Raw genomic sequence first — 22,533 nt, forward strand, 5'->3', positions numbered from 1 at the left:
CTAGTGCTTTGTGCAGTTCTACTAGGTACACCGTTGTTTATAATATCTCAGCTAAGCTTCTTATATGATAAGGAACCACTATTTAACTTACTGATTATAAGCTGGTTTTTACTCTTCCCAAGCGCTTACTTCACCGGAAAACCTTATAAAAGGGCTTTGAAAGAAGCCGGATACTTTACCCGATAATTATTCCTCTTTGGCTTCAGGAAGATAAGCAGGCATCCGTTCTTCAATTTCCCCCTTCAAACCTTTTTCCAGCTTCAGAAGGAATAGCACTTCTGCAATCAGGAAAGATGGGGCCATAAATATTTGTAGGATATTATCAAAAAGCGCTGGTTTCCGGCCTTCATAAATATGCCCGGTAAACTGAATAGCCCAACCGCCCACAAAAAATACGCCAAAGATTTTCAGCACGATTTCCATGTTGGTTTGGCCGACGATATTGGCGAAATACAGTAAACCACCATAAATAAAGGTTGCGATCGTACCCACAAGTGGCGCTGACAATATATAAAACAGCAATAGGCCTGCCATCAAAATAGTCGCCAGATTAAGGGGGCCAGATTCAAACTGCATCAGCTCAATCGGTGACAACAGCACCATAATGGAAAACACAATCATCGGCACGCCAAGGTGGTGGGTTAATTGGTTTCTGTAATCCCTGTGATAAGCAGAATACATAGCCATCTGCTCATAAAACCAGTTACGCATTTCTCTCTCCCTCAAGAAACCTAATTGTGGACTGGCTGGTTTGATAAATCAAATATTTTCCATATTTAGCGACCGCTCTATCTTAGGGTTTAAAGGCATAAAAGCAGATGGAGGGAACAGTGGCTTATAATACGCTTGATATAACAACAGACGAAAACATCATGATCATCCGGCTGAACCGGCCCGATAACATGAATGCCTTCACTGTTGAAATGGGCGAGGAAGTCATCAATGCCCTCGATGCCGCTGATGCAGATGATAATATCCGCGCTGTCATTTTCACTGGTAACGGCAGAGCCTTCTGCGCCGGGATGGATCTCTCCACCGATGGCAATGTTTTCGGCCTTGATGAAAGCGTAGATGCAACTTCCCCTGAGATGATTAAAAACCGTGATAGCGGCGGTGTGATGGTGCTGCGTATGTACCGGATGAAAAAACCACTTATCGCCGCCATCAATGGTGCGTCCGTTGGTGTTGGCACAACGCTACAGCTGCCCATGGATGTGAGGATTGCATCCACCTACGCCAAGTTTGGGTTTGTTTTCTCCCAGCGCGGTATCACTCTTGAAAGCTGTGCAAGCTGGTTCCTGCCGCGCCTGGTGGGTATGCAGAAAGCCATTGAATGGTCTTATACGGGTAAAGTTTTCGGGGCGGAAGAAGCCCTTGAAGGCGGACTGATCAGCGAGATTGTGGAACCGGACCAACTGCTTGCCCGTGCTATTGAAATTGCGCGCAGTTTTACCAAGAATACCAGCCCAATGTCTGTAGCGCTGAACCGCCAGCTTTTATGGCGCATGATGGGTGCAGATCACCCCATGGTGGCCCATGCCGCAGAAAGCCGAACCATGTATCACACCAGCAAACATGACGGCAAAGAAGGTGTTCAGTCCTTCCTTGAAAAACGCGCACCTGATTTCGCGGACCAGATATCAAACGGCGCCCCAGCCGGGTTTAACTGGAACGCCGAGCCTGATTTCAAATAAGCCTAAAGCGCAATACCGTCAGCGGTTAGTTCCTCATCGGTTGCTAACCGCGCTTGCTGCTCCGGTTTTTCTTCGTACCAACCCGGATCATCATAGGATGTAATATCCGGCCGTACCTTCAGAATAGTGAACATACCGCCCATGGTGATGTAACTCATCGGGCCATTTGCCCCCACCATAGGGATACTATTTTCAGGGATATTCATATGGCCCATTTCCACATGCTTGCCGTGATCTCCCATCCCGTCTGACCCCATCATCATTGTGCCAGGCAGAGCAGAATTCAGCGCTTCGTCAAGCTTATCGCCATCAGCGCCGATCACCAGATCTAGATCATGGCCCATCTGGTTCATTACATGGTGGGTCATATGGCAGTGCATCGCCCAGTCCCCAGGGTTATCTGCGATAAATTCAACGGTGCGCGTAGCTCCTGTTGGCACAAGAACAGTGGTTTCCGGCCACTGGGCCTCCTTCGGGATCGGCCCACCATCTGTTTCCGTTACCTTGAAAGCATAACCATGCAGGTGGACCGGGTGATGATCCATCGCGGAAAGGTTACCATACCTTATCCTCACCCGTTCACCCTGCTTGGCAACCAGTGCATCCGTACCAGGGAAACAGCGGGCATTGAAGGTGAGCACATTGAAATCCGCCATGGCGTTTGGGTCTGGCCGATTTGTACCCGGTTCAATAGACCACTCAGAAAGCATCATCACAAAATCCCGGTCCGGGAGCGGACCCGCAGGTTTGCGCGGATGGATGACAATCATACCCATCATGCCCATAGCCATTTGGGTCATTTCATCATGGTGGCTATGATACATAAAGGTGCCGTGCTGGATGAGTTTGAACTCATAAACATAGGTCTCATCAGGCTCAATCGGGTGCTGGTTAAGGCCGCCCACACCGTCCATCCCGCTTGGGATAATCAAGCCGTGCCAATGCACAGTAGTGGCCGCGGGCAGTTTGTTGGTTACATAAATACGAACCGTATCCCCTTCCACAGCTTCAATTGTTGGGCCGTGGACTTGCCCATTATAACCCCAGCAATTTGCCTCCAGGCCCGGCGTAAACTCATGGGCTACCTCTTCCGCGATCATATGGAAAACCTTCACCCCGTCCCGCTGTTTATAAGGGAGCGTGGAACCGTTTGGTGTAATCACCGGACGGTAGTCCACATTGGGTTTACCAGGCGTCTGAGAAGCTTTCGGGTCAACGGTTTGCGAAGCACGAGAAGCACCGGCTGCGAGGCCCGCGAGCGAAAGTGCACCGCCTAATTTAAGCGTATCTCTTCTTGAAAATGTCATTAGTGGCCTCCCTCTTCCGCGGCTGCCATGCTTGGCATATTCACTGCACCCATCTCGAGGCTTACACCGCTGAGGAGCGCGCCTGAGATAATCTCAGCATCCAGATATTTTCCCTTTAAGTTCAAAGCGTTATATTCTGTCGTCAGTTGCTGTATTTTTGCGTCCAGAAGCATTAGGGGGCCAATCTGCATCGCCGCCATCTGCTGCTCGCGGAAAGAAAATTCTTCTTCCGCTTCCTGCCGCATACCGCTGCCAAATTCCCCGTCTGCCATCTTGAGCATTCGGGTGTAACGGTGCTGTGCATCCGCCTTGTTAGAAAGTTCGAGCAGCATTGCTTTATACTGATATTCCAAAGCTTTAAGCGCAGCTTTCGCTTTGCCCGTACGCACCTGCCCCCAGTCAAAAATCGGCACAGGCAAGCCAATTGCGAAGCCTTCTTTCACCTCGCCTTCTTCCCGTTCCAGCACGGCAGCGGCTTCAAGATGCTCGAACCACACATCCACTTTCGCGAGGCCAAGGCGTGCAGCCTGTGCCCGAAGTTGTGCCCTTTTTGCTTCTAAAATGAGGTTTTTCTCAATCACTGCGCCCAAAAATGTGCCCATTTCCATGCCCTCACCGGCTGGCGGTAAACCGTCTGTGCCGACAGATGCTGCCGGGCTTAACGGGCGACCAGCGATAGTGGAAAGCCGTTCCCGCGCGCCGTAGACCATCAGCTCAGCCGACGCTGCAGCCAACGATGCCTCAACGGCCTGACGTTTCAGTTTCGCATACTGGCCATCAGTGATGTTTTTCACACGCTTCAGCTCGGCCCCAATTTCTGCACCCGCTTTCCGCACCGTATGCATTTCCTGCATCAGCTCAAGTGCACGCTCTGCCTGCCAGAGCATAAGCGCAGCGCGTTTTGCTTCCGCTACCGTGCGTACTATCGCTTCTGTGGTTTTAAGCTTTGCTTCTTCAAGTTCCGCTTTCGCCACCTTAATTCGGCGACCACGAGTTAAAAGCTGGGTAATGTTAAAAGCGAGATCGAAATCGAGCGCCGTTTCATCCCCAAAAACAAACTCTCCCTCAAAGGTGGGGTTGATCAGCAGCCCGGCCTGCACCTCTGCGGCAGATGCCATATTCAGTTCTTCAAGGCTTGCCTGCAATTCTGCATTATATTGAAGTGCGGATTTCACCACATCTGTGGCGGTAATTCCCCCTTCAAACGGAAGCGCGGGTTCGGCAAGTTCCGAGCGTGTAATCACTTCTCCTGTGCGGGCGCGGAGATCATCATTCACCCCGCCAAGCCCACTGTCCTGCGTATATGTTGCGCAGGCGCCAAGCCCCAAAAGAGCCATTGCCACACTGGCAGATTTCATCATTTTTATCACTTGATTAGTCCTGTAACCATTAAACAAACAACTCCGATAAAAGCTGTTGGTCCTAGGTCAGCAGGCGGTCCCCCAGATCATAGGGGTTAAGGGTGGGCGGCAAACCATCTGCATCTGGCGCGCGCGGCTGTTGCGGGCGTGTACGCAGCGGGCGCGGGATAATAATTTCCGCAGTTTGCTGGGTGAATTTATCTGCGGTTTTAGCCTTGGAACCATCAAGTTTGGCTTCAAGTTCACAACATTCATCCACGCTTTTCTGAACCATTTCATCATGGCAATCCGCCATCTCGCTCTGCACAGCGGGCATAGACGCATTCGCACCGCCCATAAGCATATCGCACGGGCAGGTAAAGAGCATCACAGCAAACAGAAGCGTTATATGAAATATCCGGTTCATGACCCCTTTATAGCGGAGGCGGAGGCTTTCTGTCTATTCACAGAATGGCGAACACACCTTGCGCGCGGCACCAACACCACACAAAAGCCTACGAACCGGGCCGCCTAAACACTTGTGAAGACATACTTTTTTATTTAATAATAACGGCTTATCAACATGGTGAAATCGCACCAAACAGCCGGAGGATAGGATGGATTTCCAGTGGGTCGCAATTGCGCTGGGTGATGTTGCCTGGATTTCCCTTGCTTTCATTCTTGGCTTATTATCCCGCTCAGTAGGCCTGCCGCCACTGGTTGGCTATCTGGCAACGGGCTTCCTGCTGAATATATACGGTATCGCCAGCGGCGAAATGCTTGAAAAGCTGGCTGATCTGGGCATCACACTCCTATTGTTCACCGTTGGGCTTAAGCTGAATTTACGGGTTCTTGCACGGCCACAGGTGTGGGCGGTAACAAGCCTTCACACCGCCATCGTTGTTGTGGTTTTTGGCTTCAGCATATACGCCCTGGCGCTCGCGGGTGTGCCGTTCCTGTCTGATCTCAGCCTCTCACACGCGCTGTTGATCGCTTTTGCGCTCAGTTTCTCCAGCACTGTGTTTGTTGTGAAAGTTCTTGAGGAAAGAGGCGAGGTTGCCTCTCTTCACGGCCAGATCGCCGTTGGTATCCTGATTATGCAGGATATAGCCGCCGTTGCCTTCCTCGCTATTTCCACAGGCAAATGGCCTTCCGTTTGGGCGGCACTCATTGTTCTTCTTATCCCGCTGCGCTTTGTGCTGCACCGCCTGCTACAGTATGTGGGGCACGGCGAACTTCTGGTGCTCTACGGTTTTATGCTCGCCATGGGCGGTGCGGAACTGTTTGAACTGGTGGGCATGAAAGGTGATCTCGGGGCGCTGGCACTCGGGCTTCTTATTGCCTCCCACCCCAAAGCAGATGAAATGGCTAAAACCATGCTTGGTTTCAAAGACCTGTTTCTGCTTGGCTTTTTCCTCGCTGTGGGCCTTTCGGGGCAACCAACTTTGATGGCGGTAACCGCTGGTGTCTTGCTGGCGCCGCTTGTTTTCTTCAAATCTGCGCTGTTCTTCGCACTTTTAACCCGCTTCCGCTTGCGGGCGCGCACATCGCTGCTCGCATCTGTAAATCTCACTAACTTCAGTGAATTTGGCCTTATCGTGGCGGCCATCGGCGTTGGAAACGGCTGGCTTGATAGCCAGTGGCTTATTGCCATTGCTACAGCGCTTTCGCTTTCGTTCGCTATCGCAGCGGCGCTCACCACCATCTCCCGCAGAATATACAGGCAAAAACAGAGCTTCTGGAAATCGCTTCAGAAGGATGAACTTATTGCGGATGACCAACCGCTGGATACCAAGGGTGCCACCATTGCCGTGATCGGCATGGGCGGCGTTGGCACCGGGGCCTATAACACCATGCGGGACAAATATGGTGATACGGTTATCGGTATTGATATTGATCCGGTAACGGCCAAGAACCACAGAAAAGCCGGGCGCAATGTACTGCACGGCGATTCAAGTGATGCTGATTTCTGGGACCGTATTCAGGCAGACCATTCCCTTGAACTAGTGATGCTTGCCATGCCCAAGTTCACCACCAATCTGGCTGTGCTGGAGCAGCTTAAACAAGTGTCTTTTGAAGGCCGCGTAGCAGCCACTGCCAAATTTTCCGATGAAGCCACAGCCCTCAAACAAGCAGGCGCAGATACGGTGTTTAATATCTACACAGAAGCAGGCGCAGGCTTTGCAGGCCATGTTGTTTCTCAGAAGAGAGAGGTCTGATGTTTAAAGTTAAAGATGTTTGAATCTTTCATTCGTTTACCAAATCATATTCACAATCCATGATACAATAGTAACAAAGCCAACAGCCAATGAGCTAAAGAATAACCCGACAATTCCCCACACAATGAGACTGCGAAGCCAATCTCTGACTGGCTCTGTCAGATCCTTAGATTTTTCCGTTTTAACTTTAATCTGGGAAGGGTCAAATTTTAGGTGCCACAGTTCAACCTTTACATTCTCTGGAAAATCCTCAAACGCTGTTCTGCGAGCCATGGAAGGAAAAGCACTATAAATTTGTTGAATATCCCTTTTTCTATACCCTTCGACAAAGAGATTGATAGCACCTGAATATTCAGGTTTGCGGATTCCCGATAAAAAGAGATATTTCCCTGCCTCTAAATTATCTTTCATACTCAGTAGAAGGCTTCCATACGCTTCAAGAAGCATGGAGTCATATGCACGAGCTCTGATATTCCCTTGCAAAATCTGCTTGGCCCGCCATGGTTCGTGCTGGCTTACAATATCTGCCCAACTATTTTCTGGTAAAATGTCCACTGTCCCCAATCCAATTTGCTGTAACCACTAGCTATCGTTCTTCATTTCTTTTACTGGGAAAGGTAACTTTCCAATCATTCCTAAAAGCTAAAATCAGGGAAACAACACCAAGAACCACAAAGATTACGTTTTTGAATTCAATCAAATCATAATAATCCGACTGGTGACCAATCACTGCTAATATGGTTAGAAAAACAGCAACCGACGCAAGCAAAGTGATCACTAAGAACTTCACAAAGCGCATATATCCCCCATCACACTCAACCTACTGCGACAATCTATAAATCAGCAGCGCTGCCTTTTCTGTGTTGCGTTTGAAGCTTTCCATATCCGCGGTTTCATCTTTGGTGTGGCCGTCCATGCCCATAAGGCCAAGACCATCAAGCGCCATTTCCACATGATCAGCCGCGAAGGAGATATCAGCAGCCCCCGCCCGGCGCGGGTTCACGGCGATGACTTCACCGTAGCCTAAATCCTCGCTTACTTTGCTGTAGAGCGACAGGAGCTTATAGTTGCCCTCCGTTGGGGCCATTGGCGGATAGCCATCCCCGAACACCAGCTTGGCACTGGTATGCGCCAGATTTTCACTGGCGATTTTATGCATTTCAGCTTTCGCGGCCTCTAGCTGCTCCGGCGACAGGGCACGAATACCGCCTGTAACCCTAAGCGTTTTTGCCACCACATTATTTTTACCAAAGGCCGTGCCTGTAGCCGTGGCTGCATCTTCTGTAGTGCGTGTGCCGCCCACAATGCGGCCCGGGTTGAAGGTGAGGTTTTCAACGGTTGAAAGCTTTTCCCGGAAACCGTTCAGGATACGGGCGGCTTCAAACACAGCGCCGTAACCTACTTCATCAGTGAAAATCTGGGAGCTGTGGGCCGCACGGCCTGTAACGTCTAAGGACCAGTTCACACTGCCTCGGCGCGCCACAACAGCTGTTTTAACATTACCGTCCCCGTCTTCGAAACCCAGCGCGATATCTGCCCAGATAGCAGCATCCACCAATGCTTTCTTAGACGCGGTAAGCGGGCGGCCACTTGCTTCTTCATCCCCTGTCATCACAATGCGGATGCTGACATCATCGAGCACGCCAGCGGCCTTAAGCGCCCGCATGGCAGCGATGATGATAACATCCCCACCTTTCATATCCGTGATGCCGGGGCCTTTCACTTTGCCTTCCCCAAGCGGTTCAAATTTCTGGAAAGCATCGCCTTTCGCGAACACAGTGTCCAGATGCCCGATCATAAGAATTTTAGGCCCCTTGGTGCCGCGAGAAGCCACAAGATGCCCTGCGCGGTTGAAGCTTTCACCCGGTGCCCATTCAGTTTTGAAGCCCAGTTCATCAAGCTCTTTTATGAAAACATCGCCCACCGCACGCACGCCAGCGAAATTCATGGTGCCGCTGTTGATGTTCACCGCTTTTTCTAAGGTACTGAGGGCCTGCGGCATGCCTGCTTCCACCGCCTTCAAAATGGCAGCTTCGGTTTTATCATCCGCTTTTGCAGCCGTTACCACACATAGAACAGCCGTAAGTAGAACAAGAATTTTATTGAGCATACTATCCCTCATCACCTTAAATCGCCTCAGTACGTTAACTGCCTGCCTTAATAGGACAAGTAAAAAACATGCGATTTTCAAGAAATTAGATACAATTTTAGGAATTGGATAACGAATCAGCTATAGTGTGATCTTGTTCAGGGAGAATTTTTCTATCTGTATTGGGGGAGTGGGGTGTATTCTACGAGGGAGCCACACGATGCAGGACGGCATTTATAGCAAACATCTGGGCGATGATCCCCACCCGGTCATTGATATCGGGAAATGGAAGCAAACTGCCAATATTCTTTCGCGCCTGTATGGGGCTTCCTGCGGTACGATTGTTCAGCTTTATGAAGGGGAATTTAAAACCGTTGTCGTAAGCGATAACGAGGATAATTTCCTGAAAGAAGGGGATAGTTGGTCCCTTAAAATTGAAAGCTTTTGCCGGCGCATTATGGAAACCGGTGAAGGGCTTTATGTGGAAAATGCCCCCTGCATTGAAGAATGGAAACATATCCCCCCAGTGGCAGACGGGCCTGTGGTTTCCTATCTCGGGCTTCCGATTTACTGGCCGGATAACACGCTTTTTGGCACTATCTGCGTGATTGATACCAAAGGCACCGAGTATGACGATACACTTGTTGATCTGATGGAGCAGTTCCGCGACCTGATTTCAAAAGACCTGCAGCTTATCGAGAATTTCGAACGCATTCTTTCGCTTGCTGTGAAAGTGGCGGGGGATGCGACCCTTGAGGAGATCCTCACACTCTTGACCCGCGCACAGGAAGCAACTGCTATTGATAAAGGCATGCGCTGTTCCGTGCTGCTGCTTGAAGATGGGCGGTATCTGCGCACAGGCGCAGGGCCAAGCCTGCCGCAGTTTTATATGGATGCGATAGACGGGGTGGAAATTGGCCCCAATGTGGGGTCTTGCGGCGCGGCCGCTTATAGCGGTGAGATGGTGATTGTAGATAATCTCAACACTCATCCAAATTGGGAACCATTTAGGGAGCTTACACAAGAGGCCGGGCTTCACGCCTGCTGGTCTTTCCCTATTCTGTCCTCCAAAGGTGAAGTGATGGGGGTTTTCGCGGCTTATTTCCCTGAACCTAAAACACCTTCCGAACAGCAGATTGAAAATATTCAGGCAACCACCTTTAACCTGAGAATTGCCATTGAGCATCACCGGATGCTGGATGAGCTTGAGGAAGCTAAAAAAGTGGCTGAAGTTGCCAACCAGGCCAAGCTCGATTTCCTCAACAATATGAGCCATGAGCTTAGAACGCCGCTTAATGCCATCATCGGGTTTTCTTCCATTATGGAGGAAGGCATTATGGGCCCGCTCAATAATGCAAAATACGAAGAATATATCCATGATATCAAAACATCCGGCCAGTTCCTTCTGGATATGGTGAATGATATCCTCAAGATTTCAAAGATTGAAGCTGATGATATGTCTCGTACACCGCAGCCGGTGGAAATTAAGGAAATTATTGAAGAATGCGTACATATCCTGCGGCCGATCACTGCGGAAAAATCCCTCACCTACAGTTCTGAAATTCCAGAGGCAACACCAACCATTTATGCTGATCCACGCCACCTGAAACAGGTAACACTAAACATCCTTACAAACGCCGCGAAATACACCTCTGAAGGTGATACCATTACTATTTCAGCAGCAGAGACAGAGGATGCTGTAAAATTATTGATCACTGATCATGGCCCCGGGATTTCCGAAAAACATCTGGAAGAGATTTTCGTACCCTTCAAGCAGTTTAATGATGGCTATATTTCATCAGCCGGCGGTGTTGGGCTCGGGCTTCCGCTCGCGAAAGCACTTATGGAGAAAAACGGCGGCGGGCTAGAGATTGAAAGTGATGTGGGTAAAGGCACGCAGGTGGTTATCCACGTGCCTCAAATCGTTGCTGCCAAGCAGAAAACCTACGGAAATTAAGCGTGCTCAAACAGATCATAATGATCGAGCCATACTTCTTCCATAAAAGTATCCATACCTGACGGGATAAGTGGTTCTTGCCAGTCATCGCCTGCAAACGCTTTTACATGTTCAAGGCTTTCCCAATTGGTAACCAGCATAAAATCATGGTCAGCATCATCAGGCAGGCGCCCTGCTGAAAGCGATAATAACCCGTCGTGTGATTTGATCAGCGGTAGTGCAATTTTCCGAAAATTCACCTGAAAATCGCTATATCTTCCGTCTGCTATTTTGGCTTTAAATACCCGTGAAATCATAGTGTGATGTCCTCCCCACTTGGCACCCTAATGCGTGTCGTTTCGGGAGGGTAATCACAAAACTGTGCAGCTTAAATCTTCTTCACAAACTTAGATTTGAGGCCCATGGAGCCAATGCCGTCGATCTTGCAGTCAATATCATGGTCACCATCCACAAGGCGGATGCTTTTCACCTTGGTTCCTACTTTCACCACAGAGGACGAACCTTTGACTTTCAAATCCTTGATCACTGTTACCGCATCACCATCCTGAAGGATGTTGCCAACCGCATCACGCACCACATTTTCATCCGCTGCTTCAGCCGCATTCGGGTTCCATTCATGGGCACATTCAGGGCACACCAGAAGGGCGCCATCCTCATAGGCATAAGGGCTTGCACATTTTGGGCACGGCGGTAGATCGCTCATCAGGTAATCCTTTTACTATTCACACGCGGGTATAAGCCGCTGCCCCTTATTCCACAAGCTTCTTAAAGCCTTCGGTCGGATGTTTTCTCGGCTTCAAGTGCCTCAAGCGTCATGGGGAGCTTGCGTTCTTTCTCTGCCGTAAACAGCGGTGCCTGATCCGCATAATGAGGAGAGCTGCTATCAAGGGTCGCACTGCCAAAATTATGGATGCTGGTTGAATTCACAGTGCCGTCCGGTGCCCAATCAACAAACATGATATAGCTGTCACCCGCCGTGGCCTTAAGTTTGCCTGTGTCTGCGTTGATATCACTATAAACGGCCCTCAGCACATCAGGGGCACCAGATATAGGCCACGTGAAATCACCTCGTACCAGTTTGCTCACTTCTCCCCACTCCGGGTTCAAAACACCGTAAAATTTACTGATGAAAGCCACCACACCTTCAAAAGTTTCACGCACATCAGGTTTTGGTTCACCGCGCATTTCCGCAAGAATAAACGGTGTGGCGGTTAACACACCAAGAGCTGCCTGACGGTTTTCTTTCCCGGTGGAAAGATCCCACTTGGTGAGTATTTTTTGGGCCTCAGCTACTTCACTGCCTTCGGGGAGCTGAAGCGCCAACACCTCAGCCAGCACTTTCGCCGCCACTGAATCCCTGTGGTAACTGTTGTTATATTTGTATGTTTTGAATTCCTCAGCCGTGATGCTCTCATCCGCACCAAACAGGTCCCTGATCATCAGCGCTCGGTTCGTCATACCAGTTTCAATGCCCATGCTCGGCGTGAAATCACCTGGCTGCGCCTGTCCTTCGCCCACACTTGCAACAAACGGTGTGTTGTTCGCGTTGAAAACAAAGCCTGAAGGTGGGTTCACCGTGCGCGGTGTTTTACTGAAAGGATGATATTCCCGCCAGATAAGATCTGAGCGGTCCCCCGGCAGCAAACCGCGCCAATCCACACCTTCAATACGCTTCGGCATCATAGCGTTATAGTAATGGGCGATATTGCCGTCCTTATCCGCATAAATATAATTGATACTAGGCATCGCGCCCATACCAAGGGCGGCTTCAAAATCTGCCTGCGTACGGGCTTTATTAAGCCGGATATTCATATCAAGTGTACGCACTTCATCCATCCCTGCCCAGCGGAGCGCAAACGCCCCTTTTTTGTTCCTGAATACCGGACCATGTTCTGAATAATAAATCGGCTCTTCAAATGTCCAGCGGATAGGGCCGAGGAAATAAATTTCAATCTCCGCTGTGCGGATTTCAAAATCACTCCACTCGCCATCAAGCCTATACTGATTGGGGTTATCAGGGTTTATCACCAGCTTATATACATCAACCAAATCCGGCTTGTTCACCGTGTTTGACCACCCGAGGGTGGGGCCATGCCCATGAAGAATAACAGGGGAACCGGGGAAGGTACTGCCAGCCATATCCCAGCCTTCGTTTGATTTCACCCTGGCTTCATACCAGGCCACAGGGCCAGTGAGCGGCTGGTGGGAATTAACCAGCAAGCGCGTGTGTCCATCCGCTGAACGAGAAGGTGCCACCGCAATACCCTGGCTGCCAATATCAGGCTGTGGTTTTTCCGTTGGCTCAAGCGCTGAAGATTTATCAAGTCCAGTGCCGTAGCTGCCATCCGCCGCCGCAGCCACTGTCTGATCAAAGCCGTAAAACAGTGGGGTTTTAAAGGTGAAGCCTGCCACCACATCCTTGCCTGTTACAGGCAGAAGGTATGGCGATATAAGCCCCGGGTTTTCAGAAGCAAAATAATTAAGGCCGTCCGCATAGGCTTCAGCGTGCGCACGTGCCTCTGCGCTCAGGCGGGTATCATAGCCTGCGTTTACAACGTCCCAAACCCGCATCATCTGGATCAGATAATCGGTTTTTGAGGCTTCCACCCCTTTAAGGGTCGCAAGCTTGCCGCGAGTGGCAAGAAGCACATCCTGCATGGTGGCAAAATCATCTTCCGCATGAGCGAAGGCAAGGCCAAAGGCCACATCAATATCCCGGTCACCGTAAATATGCGGCACGCCGTAAGCATCCCGAATAATGCGGACATCGTATTTTTCGTGAAGGTTAGAGAAAGAAGCCGGATCAACAGAGCTGCGCATGGTAAGAGCAAAGCCCGCATACACCACAACGAATAGGATCAAAACCACCCCAAGGATTTTCTTCAGCATACCTGCTCCCGTTTTTAATGCTCCCGCAAATGATATAGCGCGCTAAGAGACGAAGAAAAACAAGGGGAAAATATAGATCATCACCATCACTTGAGCTAAGCTCCTCATAAAACGGGAGGCAGCGATGAAAAAAACACTAATCCTATCCGCGCTTATGGCAGTAAGCCTGAGCACGGCGGCGACAGCTGAAATTGTAGAAGCAAAATCAGATCGCTATGTACTGAAGCAAGAAGCAACCTCCAGCATGTCAGCGGAAGACCTATGGGCACGGCTCGTTAAGCCAGAAACCTGGTGGCACCCGGATCATACTTATTCTGGCAGTTCAGAAAACCTATCGCTGGATCTTCAAGCTGGTGGCCTGTGGCGCGAAGACTGGGATGGTGGCTCTGTTTCCCACGGCACGGTGATTTATGTGAAGCCCGGCAGCACGCTCCGCATGAACGCACCTTTTGGCCCCTTACAGGAAATGGCTGTGAATGTGGTGTGGACCATCACCCTCACCCCAACAGAAGGTGGCACCAAAGTAACCTTCGATGAAATCGCTAATGGCACTGAAGGCGCGGCCTTAGATAAGCTTGCCCCCGCTGTTGATTTTGTGAAAACCGAAGCCATCAAACGGCTAACCCAATAGCAGTTTTATGAGCCAGCGCTTTTGCGCTGGCTTTTTTTTATTCTTCCCGCAGCTTAAAGCGCTGCAGTTTACCAGACTGGGTTTTCGGCAAACTGTCTCGGAATTTTACCGAGCGCGGATATTTATAGGGTGCGATGGTGTTTTTCACGAAGGTCTGGATATCAAGGGCAAGAGTATCCTCTGCCTCAACACCACTCTTTAAAACGATGTGCGCTTCTACAAGCTGGCCACGTTCTTCATCAGTGGCACCCACCACCGCACACTCTGCCACCGCTTCATGCTTTAAGATCGCCTCTTCCACCTCTGGGCCAGAGATATTATACCCCCCTGACTGGATCATATCATCCACCCGCGCCACATAGATGAAACAACCATCATCACTGCGGGTAAAAGCATCCCCTGTGATATTCCAGCCGTCTTTCACATATTTCTGCTGGCGATCATCCGACATATAGCGGCAGCCGGTTGGCCCCTTAACCACAAGCCTGCCTACAGTGCCATTTGGCACTTCAAGGAAGTTTTCATCCATAATTTTTGCACTGTAACCAGAGACGCACATGCCCGTGCAGCCGGGCTTGGCATCTTCCATCCGGTTGGAGATAAAGATATGAAGCAGTTCTGTGGCGCCAATACCGTCTACGATCGGCACCTTCATTAGGCTATGCCACAGATTATAAACATCCGCAGACAGGGTTTCCCCCGCTGATACCGCAACCCTTAATGAGCGCATCTGGTAAGCACTGTCTTTCTCAGAAAGCATCACCCGGTATGCTGTTGGAGCCGTAAAGCAGATGGTAGCCTGATACTGCTCAATATATTTGATGAGATTGAGCGGAGATGCATCTTCAAGCAGCACCGCAGATGCCCCAAACCGGAGCGGGAAAACCGCCAAACCGCCAAGCCCAAAGGTGAAGGCAAGCGGTGGGGAGCCAATAAATACATCACTTTCCTTCACCTGAAGGACTTCATCCGCATAGCCGTCCGCAATGATCAGCAGGTCCCGGTGGAAATGCATGGTCGCTTTCGGTGCCCCTGTTGTGCCCGAGGTAAAGCCCAGAAGCGCTACATCATCACTTGCGGTTTCTACCGCATTAAATGTTACAGGTTTGCAGAGCGCCAACCTATCCAACTGGCCTTCGTGCCCTGTCATGCCGTCAAAGCTGATCACGCTTTCAAGCATTTCTGATGCTGCGTGGCAGAGGTTCATTTCTTCAATGATACGCATTTCGCAGAGCGCCAGTTTAATCTCTGCTCTCTCAACAATCTTCGCAAGCTCACCAGCTCTCAGCATCGGCATGGTGTTCACTGCCACTGCACCCACTTTGGTAACCGCAAGCCACACCGCCACCATAGCCGGATTATTCTGCGAACGAATAAGCACACGGTTCCCTGGTTTCACCCCAAAATCATCCACCAGTGTGTTAGCGATACGGTTCGACCAGTCCGCCAGTTCTTTATAGGTGCGCATCCGTCCGTGCCCGATAAGAGCGATACGGTCGCCAAAACCTTTTTCCACCATACGGTCCGTTAGCTCATAAGCCGCATTCAGTTTTTCCGGATACTGGAATTTAGTCTCATCCAGCACCAAATCTGGCCACTGATCCTGAGGCGGCAGATTATCCCGCGTGAAAGTATCGGTATGTCCCGTATATGACATTGGCTAACTCCCCTGCCGCACCCTGCGGCGTATTTCCCAGAAGCTAATCGGTACAGTTACTTACCCAGCAAACCGATTAATCGGCGCTGATTACACAAGTGGTTTCGATTTCAATCTTTGCGCGGTCTTCCATAAGGCCGGAGACCTCAACACATGCCATAGCCGGATAGTTTTTCCCCATCACATCCCGGTATGCCTGCCCCACTTCACGGAGCCGCGTGAGATATTCCTGTTTGTCGGTTATATACCAGGTCATGCGCACCATATGCTCAGGCCCGGCGCCACCTTCAGCCATGATAGCCTTGGTATTCAGAAGCACCTGCCGAAACTGCTCAACAAGATCATCAGACTGGAATTCTTCATTTTCATCCCAACCCACAACGCCTGCAACAAACACCATATCACCTGAAGCTTTGATACCGTTTGAATAACCTTTGGGGCGCACCCAACCTTCTGGCAAAAGCGTTTTCATCATATCATCTCCGTCTCGCCAGTATCCACCACATACTCAGCGAGCATTACCCGCATGGGGCCGCTGAACGGTATGGATTTCATGGTCTCAAGATTGGTCTGCACAATTGTAAGGATAGCGGACAGGCGCACTTCACCGCCACACAGCGCTTTCACGCAGATGGTCGCGGATGATGTACCAAGCCGCTCGATCACCAATCCCATATCAAGCATATCATCGCAGTAACTGGGTTTCTGGAACTCCACCGCGATTTGCACCGTGGGCACGCCGACCTTCTCAATCGTATGCATCTGCCCGAAAGGGCGCTCCATTGCTTCTCGGAAGAAATCCTCTACGGTATCATTGATCATTTCAAAATAGCGCGGGTAATAGACAATGCCCACCGGGTCTGTGTGCCCGTGGCGGATCAATTGTTTGCGTGTAAATATCCGGCCTGCCATAATTCTATCCTGCCGCTTCAGCAATATGAGCGCGGGCAATCACCACTTTCTGCACCTCTGATGCCCCTTCATAAATGCGGAGCGCCCGGATTTCCCGATATAATTCTTCCACCTTCACGCCGGAGACCACACCCATGCCGCCAAAGATCTGCACTGCCCGGTCAATCACCTGCTGGGCCTGATCAGTGGCATGCAGTTTCGCCATTGCGGCCTCGCGGGTTACCCGTGGCTGGCCGCTGTCTTTTGCCCATGCAGCGCGGAAAATCAGCAGTGCTGACGCATCAATATCAAGGGCACTTTCACCTATCATGGCCTGCACGAGCTGAAGATTATGGAGCGGCGCGCCAAACAGTTCGCGGCTGTCTGCCCGCTTCACGGCTTCATCAAGCGCGCGGCGTGCAAACCCAAGGGCCGCTGCACCCACGGTAGAACGGAAAATATCAAGGGTCGCCATCGCTGCCTTAAAACCGCCACCCAACTCACCCAGCTGGTTCCTTGCTGGCACGCGGCAGTTGTTGAATTTAAGGGTAGCAAGTGGGTGCGGTGCTATCACATCAATACGCTCGCTGGCATCAAGCCCTTCGGTATCCGCATCGAGCACAAAAGCTGTCAGGCCGCGTGCACCCTCACCGGGGCCAGTGCGCGCGAACACTACATATTGGTCTGCAATACCACCGTTCGAGATAAAGGTTTTTGCCCCGCTGATGATATAGTGATCACCGTCCAGTTCCGCCGTGGTGCGGGTTGCCGCCACATCTGAACCAGATTCCGGTTCCGTAAGCGCAAAAGCTGCGCAAAGCCGGCCTTCACCAACGCCCGTAAGATAGTGCGCCTTCGTTTCCTCAGAACCGTATAGCGAGATTGTGCCAGAACCCAGCCCCTGCATGGCAAAAACAAAATCTGCAAGCCCGGAATAATACGCAAGCGTCATCCGGATAAGGCATAAGGAACGCACATCAAGGCCATCATGAACGCCGCCATAAGCTTTCGGCACCGCATAGCGAGTGAAACCACCCTCTGCCAGAAGGGTAAGGATCGCCCTGCAGCTGCCGTCCAGGTCGTGATGTACATCTCGGCTTTCCACAAATGGCACCAATACTTCCTGGCACCATGCATCCAAACGGCGGGCTAAATCACGGTGGTGGTCTTCAAGAAACGGCCAGTTGAGAAAGCTCATATCCGCCATGATCAATTCCCTTCAAACACCGGTTTTTCTTTGGCAACAAAAGCGTGGTAGGCGCGCTCAAAATCCTTGGTTTGCATGCAAATGGCCTGCGCCTGTGCTTCTGCCTCAATGGCTGTATCGAGGCTCATATCCCATTCCATATTCAACTGGTTCTTGGTCATACTGTTGGCAAAGGTTGGGCCGCTGGCGATTGAACCCGCCAGCTTATAAGCTGCTTCCATCAACTCGCCTGCTTCCACCACGTCATTGAAATATCCCCACGCCAAGCCTTCATCAGGGGACATGCCTTTCCCGGTATAGAGAAGCTGTGACGCTCGGCCTTGACCGATAATGCGCGGCAGGACCGCACATGCGCCCATATCGCAGCCCGCAAGACCAACCCGGTTAAAGAGGAAATATGTTTTCGAAGCCTCTGAGGAAATACGGAGATCAGCGCACATAGGAATGATAGCACCTGCGCCCGCTGAGATACCGTCTACTGCCGCAATAACCGGCTGCGGGCAACTACGGATCGCTTTCACCAAATCGCCTGTCATGCGGGTGAAATCCATCAGTTCGGTCATATCCATGCCCACAAGCGGGCCGATAATATCATGCACATCACCGCCAGAACTGAAGTTACCGCCGTTCGGTGCAAACACCACAACCTTCACTTCCTTAACGTAGGTAAGGGCGCGGAATGTATCCCTTAGTTCCGCATAAGACTGGAATGTTAAAGGGTTTTTCCGCTCAGGGCGATCAAGCCTTACTGTCGCAATACCATCTTCAAATTCCCACAGGAAATGTTCCGGCTTATAAGTTTGCGGATCAAAGCTCATCGTCTGTCTCCTCGGTGCCCCCCATGTCGGCGGCATACTCAATTTTGGATAATAAGGTCAGCAGCTGTGCCAGTTCTTCATCTTTGAAGTTTTTGAAAAACTCACCCACCCATGCTTCATGTTCCTTGGCCATTTCTTCAAACCGGCTTTTACCTTCACGGGTGATATAAAGAAGGTGCGTACGCTTGTCTGTCGGCATTGGCGCCTTCAGGATCAAACCATCCTGCTGCAACCGGTTAGCAAGCCCCGTGAGGTTTCCGTTGGAAACCATCAACATGCTGGATAGTTCCCCCATGGTTACGCCGTTTGGGCGGCGGTAAAGTTCCGCCAGCACATCAAAACGAGGAAGCGTGGTTTCAAAATCTTCCCTGAGGCGCGAACGCACATGTTTTTCCACCTTACCAGTGGATGATAGCATCTTAAGCCAGATACGGAGATTCTGTTTTTCCCGTCGGCGGGTGCGCGGCTGTTCCATCACATCACTTCCCCACCTGCAACATTAATGCTTTGTCCGGTGATAGACCTGCTTTCATCACGGCAAAGCCAAAGTGCTGCATTTGCGACTTCTTCCGGCTCAATAAGGCGCTTTTGCGGGTTACCTTTCACCAGTTCACCGAGGGCTTCTTCTTCGCTGCGCCTGGTTTTTGTGGTGATATTCTCAATAGCATCCGCCACAATTTGAGTATCTGTAAAACCAGGGCACACACAGTTAGCAGTGATGCCTGTGCCCGCAAGTTCAAGCGCTAAGGCCTTAGTCATCCCCACCACGCCGTGCTTGGCCGCACAGTAAGCCGAGGTGTAGGCATAGCCTTTGTGCGCCGCCGTGCTGGCAATATTGATAATTCGGCCCCAGTTTTTCACTTTCATGGGCGCAAGTGCTGCCTGCGTACAGAGGAAAGTGCCGGTGAGATTCACACCGAGCATCTGCGACCAGATTTCTTCAGACATTTTATGGAAAGGCGCCGTTAATGCAGCACCTGCATTATTGATCAGGATATCCACATCACCAAGACCCGCGAATACTTCAGTGACATGCCCGGCATCTGTCACATCAAGGGAAATGGCTGAGATATTATCGCTGGTGGAGGCAAATTTCTGAAGGCGGTCCAGATTACGGCTGGCAATAGTAACACTGGCGCCTGCATGTGCGAGAGACTGTGCAATAGCAGCACCAATACCTGTGCCACCACCTGTTACCAGTACATGTTTTCCATCTAGCGCCACGAACCCCTCCATTTTCATATATTTTATATATAAAATAATAATAGCTGTCAATTTACCCTTATAATTCAATAAATTTATTCATTAACCATACTACATTCTATTTTTAGTTTAAGCTTAAACATTGTGTTTTCCTGTAATCTACGGTACGCCTTATACGTAGGAAAAGCGTACTCACTTTAATGACGCAGGGAGAATAAACGGTGAAAATCTCCATTATCGGTGGCGGGCCGGGTGGGCTCTATTTCGCGTTACTCACTAAAAAAGCACGCCCCAACTGGGATATTGAGCTTTATGAGCGAAACCGCGCCGACGATACCTTTGGTTTTGGCGTTGTATTCTCTGATGCTTCCCTTGATGAATATGAAAGTCGGGACAAAGAGACCTACACCCGCATGCGGGAAGAGTTTGCTTATTGGGATGACATCAATATCGCCTTCAAGGGCGAGATGATGACCTGTGAAGGTAATGGCTTTTGCGGCACATCCCGCGTGCATCTCCTGAATGTATTCCAGGATCGCTGCCGCGAGTTGGGTGTGAAAATGTATTTCGAGGAAACCATTGATCCAGTCACGATTGAGACTCGGTTTGCTGATTCTGATATGATTCTTGTATCCGACGGCATTGGCTCCGCCATACGCGAAGCCCATAAAGGGCCTGAAGGCTTTGATGTCAGCGTTTCCATGAAAAGCAACCGCTTCTGCTGGATGGGCTCCACCCGTCCGCTTTCTGATTTTACGTATTTCTTTAAAGAGACCGAACACGGCGCCATTTGCGCGCACACCTACCAGTACGAAGACAAGCACTCCACCTGGATTTTTGAAATGTCTGATGCCTGCTGGCAAGCGCAAGGGTTTGAGGAATTTGATGAAGAAGGCAGCGCTAAAAAACTGGAAGCCCTTTTTGCAGACGAACTTCAAGGCCATCCTCTGATCCTGAACCGGTCCCATTGGCGGCAGTTCCCTCGTATTTTCTGTAACAACTGGTCTGTGGGCAAAATGGTAATTTTGGGAGACGCAAAAGCTTCCGCCCATTTCTCAATCGGTTCCGGCTCCAAGCTGGCGATGGACTGCGCCATCGGCCTTTATGAAGCTGTGATCAAACACCTTGAGACAGACGGGCATGAAGCAGCCTTTGCCGCTTATGATAAAAGCCGCAGAGTGCCAGCCCAGATCGTACAGCATAATGCGGATGTATCACTTGCATGGTTCGAGCATATGGACCGCTCGTGGGATATGGACCCCTACCAGTTCGCCATGGTGGTAATGTGCCGGGCAAAATCAGTGACATATGATAATCTGATCGTGCGGGACCCAGTCTTTATCGAAGCCGCAGATACCGAATGGTATGAACGGTATTTCCGTGAAAGCGGTTATGATTACCGCAAAAGTCGCCCTACACCCATGTTCACCAAATTTAAATTACGGGATATGGAACTGAGGAACCGCACGGTTATGTCCCCCATGGCGCAATATAGCGCTGATGAAAACGGCAATCTGACCGACTGGCATTTTGTGCATTATAGCGGCGCAGCGCGCGGCGGCATGGGTATGATGTTCACAGAAATGACCTGCCCATCGCCTGATGCCCGCATCACCCTTGGTTGCCCCGGCATGTGGTCAGACGAGCAAGAAGCCGGGTGGAAGCGGATTGTGGATTTTGTGCACGAAAACACAGGCACCAAAATCTGTATGCAGCTGGGGCATTCAGGCAGGAAAGGCTCCACCCAGTTAGGGTGGGAGAAAATGGATTACCCCATTGAAGATGGGAGCAAAAACTGGCCGCTGGTCTCTGCGTCTCCTATTCCATATTTTGATGGTATCAGCCAAACACCCAAGGAACTTGATGAAGCTGGCATGGCAGCCATCACAGCTGATTTCGTGCAGGCAGCAGAGCGGGCGAACCGTGCTGGGTTTGATATGCTCGAGCTTCACTGTGCCCACGGCTATCTACTCGCCAGTTTCCTGTCACCGCTTACCAACACCCGCACGGACAATTATGGCGGCAGCATAGAAAACCGGATGCGGTTTCCTCTTCAACTATTCAAAGCAATGCGCGCGGTATGGCCCGAGGAAAAACCAATGTCTGTACGTATATCAGCCAGTGACTGGAAAGAAGGCGGCATCTCCGAGGCCGATACCTTCGCTATCGCTGACGCCTTTTCTGAAGCGGGTTGCGATTTGATCGATGTATCAGCCGGGCAAACAGTGCCAGACCAGAAGCCCATTTATGGCCGCATGTTTCAAGCCGGTTTTTCTGAGGCGATCCGCAATGTGCCAAAAGTGGCAACCATGGCGGTTGGGGCTATCACGGATGCTGGGCAGATCAACACCCTTCTTCACACCCGCAGGGCTGACCTGGTTGCCATGGGCAGGCCCTTTATGTGGAACCCCTTCATTGTGCGGCAGGCAGCGGCCTGGTACGGCGTAAAGCTAGAGAATGATGACTGGGAAAAACAGTATCAAGCCGGGCAGGCGCAAGCTTATTCCGTACAGCCTAAAGCGCGCATACAGCAACTTGAATGGCAGCACAAAGCAAGGCCAAAGCGGCATCACAGCTTTGCAAAAAACATTGAAGATCAGGCATAAAAAAGGGCGCGTTCAGCGCCCTTTT

At 50.7% G+C, this 22,533-nt stretch carries 22 protein-coding genes; 5 read left to right on the forward strand and 17 right to left on the reverse strand.

Annotation, left to right across the window (positions count from 1 at the left end; genetic code table 11):
- Window positions 1–186 precede the first annotated feature (186 nt).
- Window positions 187–711: an Mpo1 family 2-hydroxy fatty acid dioxygenase gene (locus MF542_RS11090; RefSeq protein WP_247019228.1), complete on the reverse strand. Its 525-nt coding sequence runs from the start codon at window positions 709–711 to the stop codon at window positions 187–189.
- 119 nt (window positions 712–830) lie between these two features.
- On the opposite strand from MF542_RS11090, the gene MF542_RS11095 reads away from it, so the two are divergent.
- On the forward strand, window positions 831–1,694 hold the full coding sequence (locus tag MF542_RS11095; protein ID WP_247019231.1) for a crotonase/enoyl-CoA hydratase family protein: 864 nt from the start codon (window positions 831–833) through the stop codon (window positions 1,692–1,694).
- Window positions 1,695–1,696: 2 nt separating this feature from the next.
- Here MF542_RS11095 and MF542_RS11100 read toward each other — a convergent pair whose 3' ends face one another.
- The 3 genes from MF542_RS11100 to MF542_RS11110 form a co-directional block, all read right to left on the reverse strand.
- Complete coding sequence (locus MF542_RS11100; RefSeq protein ID WP_247019233.1) at window positions 1,697–3,001, reverse strand: multicopper oxidase family protein; 1,305 nt, start codon at window positions 2,999–3,001, stop codon at window positions 1,697–1,699.
- Entirely contained in the window at window positions 3,001–4,362 is a 1,362-nt protein-coding gene (locus MF542_RS11105) for a TolC family protein (RefSeq protein WP_247019235.1), read from the reverse strand. Before MF542_RS11105 ends, MF542_RS11100 begins: the two co-directional genes overlap by 1 nt.
- A 61-nt stretch (window positions 4,363–4,423) precedes the next feature.
- Window positions 4,424–4,768 carry a hypothetical protein gene (locus MF542_RS11110; protein WP_247019237.1) on the reverse strand — a complete coding sequence of 115 codons (345 nt, stop codon included), beginning with the start codon at window positions 4,766–4,768 and terminating at the stop codon, window positions 4,424–4,426.
- Window positions 4,769–4,958: 190 nt separating this feature from the next.
- Between MF542_RS11110 and MF542_RS11115 the strand changes: the two genes are divergently transcribed.
- Complete coding sequence (locus MF542_RS11115; protein ID WP_247019238.1) at window positions 4,959–6,560, forward strand: cation:proton antiporter family protein; 1,602 nt, start codon at window positions 4,959–4,961, stop codon at window positions 6,558–6,560.
- Between the two features lie 36 nt (window positions 6,561–6,596).
- Here MF542_RS11115 and MF542_RS11120 read toward each other — a convergent pair whose 3' ends face one another.
- The 3 genes from MF542_RS11120 to MF542_RS11130 all read right to left on the reverse strand — a co-directional run bounded on the left by MF542_RS11120 (window position 6,597) and on the right by MF542_RS11130 (window position 8,670).
- Window positions 6,597–6,971, reverse strand: coding sequence for a hypothetical protein (locus MF542_RS11120; protein WP_247019240.1), 375 nt, complete (start codon window positions 6,969–6,971; stop codon window positions 6,597–6,599).
- A 175-nt stretch (window positions 6,972–7,146) separates the two neighbouring features.
- A complete protein-coding gene (locus tag MF542_RS11125; RefSeq protein WP_247019242.1) occupies window positions 7,147–7,359 on the reverse strand; it encodes a hypothetical protein in 213 nt (70 codons plus the stop codon).
- A gap of 21 nt (window positions 7,360–7,380) precedes the next feature.
- Complete coding sequence (locus tag MF542_RS11130) at window positions 7,381–8,670, reverse strand: M20/M25/M40 family metallo-hydrolase (RefSeq protein ID WP_247019245.1); 1,290 nt, start codon at window positions 8,668–8,670, stop codon at window positions 7,381–7,383.
- A gap of 199 nt (window positions 8,671–8,869) precedes the next feature.
- Between MF542_RS11130 and MF542_RS11135 the strand changes: the two genes are divergently transcribed.
- Entirely contained in the window at window positions 8,870–10,606 is a 1,737-nt protein-coding gene (locus MF542_RS11135) for a sensor histidine kinase (protein ID WP_247019246.1), read from the forward strand.
- On the opposite strand, the gene MF542_RS11140 is transcribed toward MF542_RS11135, so the two are convergent.
- From MF542_RS11140 to MF542_RS11150, 3 genes are all read right to left on the reverse strand, one after another.
- Entirely contained in the window at window positions 10,603–10,902 is a 300-nt protein-coding gene (locus MF542_RS11140) for an antibiotic biosynthesis monooxygenase family protein (protein WP_247019248.1), read from the reverse strand. The genes MF542_RS11135 and MF542_RS11140 overlap by 4 nt on opposite strands.
- A 71-nt stretch (window positions 10,903–10,973) precedes the next feature.
- A complete protein-coding gene (locus tag MF542_RS11145; RefSeq protein WP_247019250.1) occupies window positions 10,974–11,309 on the reverse strand; it encodes a zinc ribbon domain-containing protein YjdM in 336 nt (111 codons plus the stop codon).
- Between the two features lie 62 nt (window positions 11,310–11,371).
- Window positions 11,372–13,495, reverse strand: a complete 2,124-nt coding sequence (locus tag MF542_RS11150; protein ID WP_247019251.1) for a penicillin acylase family protein — start codon at window positions 13,493–13,495, stop codon at window positions 11,372–11,374.
- Window positions 13,496–13,619: 124 nt separating this feature from the next.
- On the opposite strand from MF542_RS11150, the gene MF542_RS11155 reads away from it, so the two are divergent.
- The gene (locus tag MF542_RS11155; RefSeq protein WP_247019253.1) at window positions 13,620–14,126 is read left to right on the forward strand and encodes an SRPBCC family protein; all 507 of its coding nucleotides are present in this window, start codon (window positions 13,620–13,622) and stop codon (window positions 14,124–14,126) included.
- A 37-nt stretch (window positions 14,127–14,163) separates the two neighbouring features.
- On the opposite strand, the gene MF542_RS11160 is transcribed toward MF542_RS11155, so the two are convergent.
- The 7 genes from MF542_RS11160 to MF542_RS11190 all read right to left on the reverse strand — a co-directional run bounded on the left by MF542_RS11160 (window position 14,164) and on the right by MF542_RS11190 (window position 19,935).
- Entirely contained in the window at window positions 14,164–15,783 is a 1,620-nt protein-coding gene (locus MF542_RS11160; RefSeq protein WP_247019255.1) for an AMP-binding protein, read from the reverse strand.
- 76 nt (window positions 15,784–15,859) lie between these two features.
- On the reverse strand, window positions 15,860–16,255 hold the full coding sequence (locus MF542_RS11165) for a RidA family protein (protein ID WP_343264885.1): 396 nt from the start codon (window positions 16,253–16,255) through the stop codon (window positions 15,860–15,862).
- Window positions 16,255–16,695 carry an acyl-CoA thioesterase gene (locus tag MF542_RS11170; RefSeq protein ID WP_247019259.1) on the reverse strand — a complete coding sequence of 147 codons (441 nt, stop codon included), beginning with the start codon at window positions 16,693–16,695 and terminating at the stop codon, window positions 16,255–16,257. Before MF542_RS11170 ends, MF542_RS11165 begins: the two co-directional genes overlap by 1 nt.
- A 4-nt stretch (window positions 16,696–16,699) precedes the next feature.
- On the reverse strand, window positions 16,700–17,881 hold the full coding sequence (locus tag MF542_RS11175) for an acyl-CoA dehydrogenase family protein (protein WP_247019261.1): 1,182 nt from the start codon (window positions 17,879–17,881) through the stop codon (window positions 16,700–16,702).
- Window positions 17,882–17,883: 2 nt separating this feature from the next.
- The gene (locus MF542_RS11180; RefSeq protein WP_247019263.1) at window positions 17,884–18,699 is read right to left on the reverse strand and encodes an enoyl-CoA hydratase family protein; all 816 of its coding nucleotides are present in this window, start codon (window positions 18,697–18,699) and stop codon (window positions 17,884–17,886) included.
- On the reverse strand, window positions 18,689–19,174 hold the full coding sequence (locus MF542_RS11185; RefSeq protein ID WP_247020112.1) for a MarR family winged helix-turn-helix transcriptional regulator: 486 nt from the start codon (window positions 19,172–19,174) through the stop codon (window positions 18,689–18,691). The genes MF542_RS11180 and MF542_RS11185 overlap by 11 nt, the downstream gene beginning before the upstream one ends.
- A complete protein-coding gene (locus tag MF542_RS11190) occupies window positions 19,174–19,935 on the reverse strand; it encodes an SDR family NAD(P)-dependent oxidoreductase (protein WP_343264883.1) in 762 nt (253 codons plus the stop codon). Before MF542_RS11190 ends, MF542_RS11185 begins: the two co-directional genes overlap by 1 nt.
- A 188-nt stretch (window positions 19,936–20,123) precedes the next feature.
- Here MF542_RS11190 and MF542_RS17825 point away from each other — a divergent pair, with 188 nt between their 5' ends.
- Window positions 20,124–22,508 (forward strand): oxidoreductase, encoded by a 2,385-nt coding sequence (locus MF542_RS17825; protein ID WP_247019267.1) that lies wholly within the window; start codon window positions 20,124–20,126, stop codon window positions 22,506–22,508.
- Window positions 22,509–22,533 lie beyond the last annotated feature (25 nt).

Source organism: Kordiimonas laminariae (assembly GCF_023008165.1).
Lineage (GTDB): Bacteria > Pseudomonadota > Alphaproteobacteria > Sphingomonadales > Kordiimonadaceae > Kordiimonas > Kordiimonas laminariae.

Coding starts and splice junctions, on each gene's coding strand:
- MF542_RS11090 (WP_247019228.1), bottom strand. CDS start 711: ATGCGTAACTGGTTTTATGAGCAGATGGCTATGTATTCTGCTTATCAC.
- MF542_RS11100 (WP_247019233.1), bottom strand. CDS start 3,001: ATGACATTTTCAAGAAGAGATACGCTTAAATTAGGCGGTGCACTTTCG.
- MF542_RS11105 (WP_247019235.1), bottom strand. CDS start 4,362: ATGATGAAATCTGCCAGTGTGGCAATGGCTCTTTTGGGGCTTGGCGCC.
- MF542_RS11110 (WP_247019237.1), bottom strand. CDS start 4,768: ATGAACCGGATATTTCATATAACGCTTCTGTTTGCTGTGATGCTCTTT.
- MF542_RS11115 (WP_247019238.1), top strand. CDS start 4,959: ATGGATTTCCAGTGGGTCGCAATTGCGCTGGGTGATGTTGCCTGGATT.
- MF542_RS11120 (WP_247019240.1), bottom strand. CDS start 6,971: ATGAAAGATAATTTAGAGGCAGGGAAATATCTCTTTTTATCGGGAATC.
- MF542_RS11125 (WP_247019242.1), bottom strand. CDS start 7,359: ATGCGCTTTGTGAAGTTCTTAGTGATCACTTTGCTTGCGTCGGTTGCT.
- MF542_RS11130 (WP_247019245.1), bottom strand. CDS start 8,670: ATGCTCAATAAAATTCTTGTTCTACTTACGGCTGTTCTATGTGTGGTA.
- MF542_RS11135 (WP_247019246.1), top strand. CDS start 8,870: ATGCAGGACGGCATTTATAGCAAACATCTGGGCGATGATCCCCACCCG.
- MF542_RS11140 (WP_247019248.1), bottom strand. CDS start 10,902: ATGATTTCACGGGTATTTAAAGCCAAAATAGCAGACGGAAGATATAGC.
- MF542_RS11145 (WP_247019250.1), bottom strand. CDS start 11,309: ATGAGCGATCTACCGCCGTGCCCAAAATGTGCAAGCCCTTATGCCTAT.
- MF542_RS11150 (WP_247019251.1), bottom strand. CDS start 13,495: ATGCTGAAGAAAATCCTTGGGGTGGTTTTGATCCTATTCGTTGTGGTG.
- MF542_RS11155 (WP_247019253.1), top strand. CDS start 13,620: ATGAAAAAAACACTAATCCTATCCGCGCTTATGGCAGTAAGCCTGAGC.
- MF542_RS11160 (WP_247019255.1), bottom strand. CDS start 15,783: ATGTCATATACGGGACATACCGATACTTTCACGCGGGATAATCTGCCG.
- MF542_RS11165 (WP_343264885.1), bottom strand. CDS start 16,255: ATGAAAACGCTTTTGCCAGAAGGTTGGGTGCGCCCCAAAGGTTATTCA.
- MF542_RS11170 (WP_247019259.1), bottom strand. CDS start 16,695: ATGGCAGGCCGGATATTTACACGCAAACAATTGATCCGCCACGGGCAC.
- MF542_RS11175 (WP_247019261.1), bottom strand. CDS start 17,881: ATGGCGGATATGAGCTTTCTCAACTGGCCGTTTCTTGAAGACCACCAC.
- MF542_RS11180 (WP_247019263.1), bottom strand. CDS start 18,699: ATGAGCTTTGATCCGCAAACTTATAAGCCGGAACATTTCCTGTGGGAA.
- MF542_RS11185 (WP_247020112.1), bottom strand. CDS start 19,174: ATGGAACAGCCGCGCACCCGCCGACGGGAAAAACAGAATCTCCGTATC.
- MF542_RS11190 (WP_343264883.1), bottom strand. CDS start 19,935: ATGGAGGGGTTCGTGGCGCTAGATGGAAAACATGTACTGGTAACAGGT.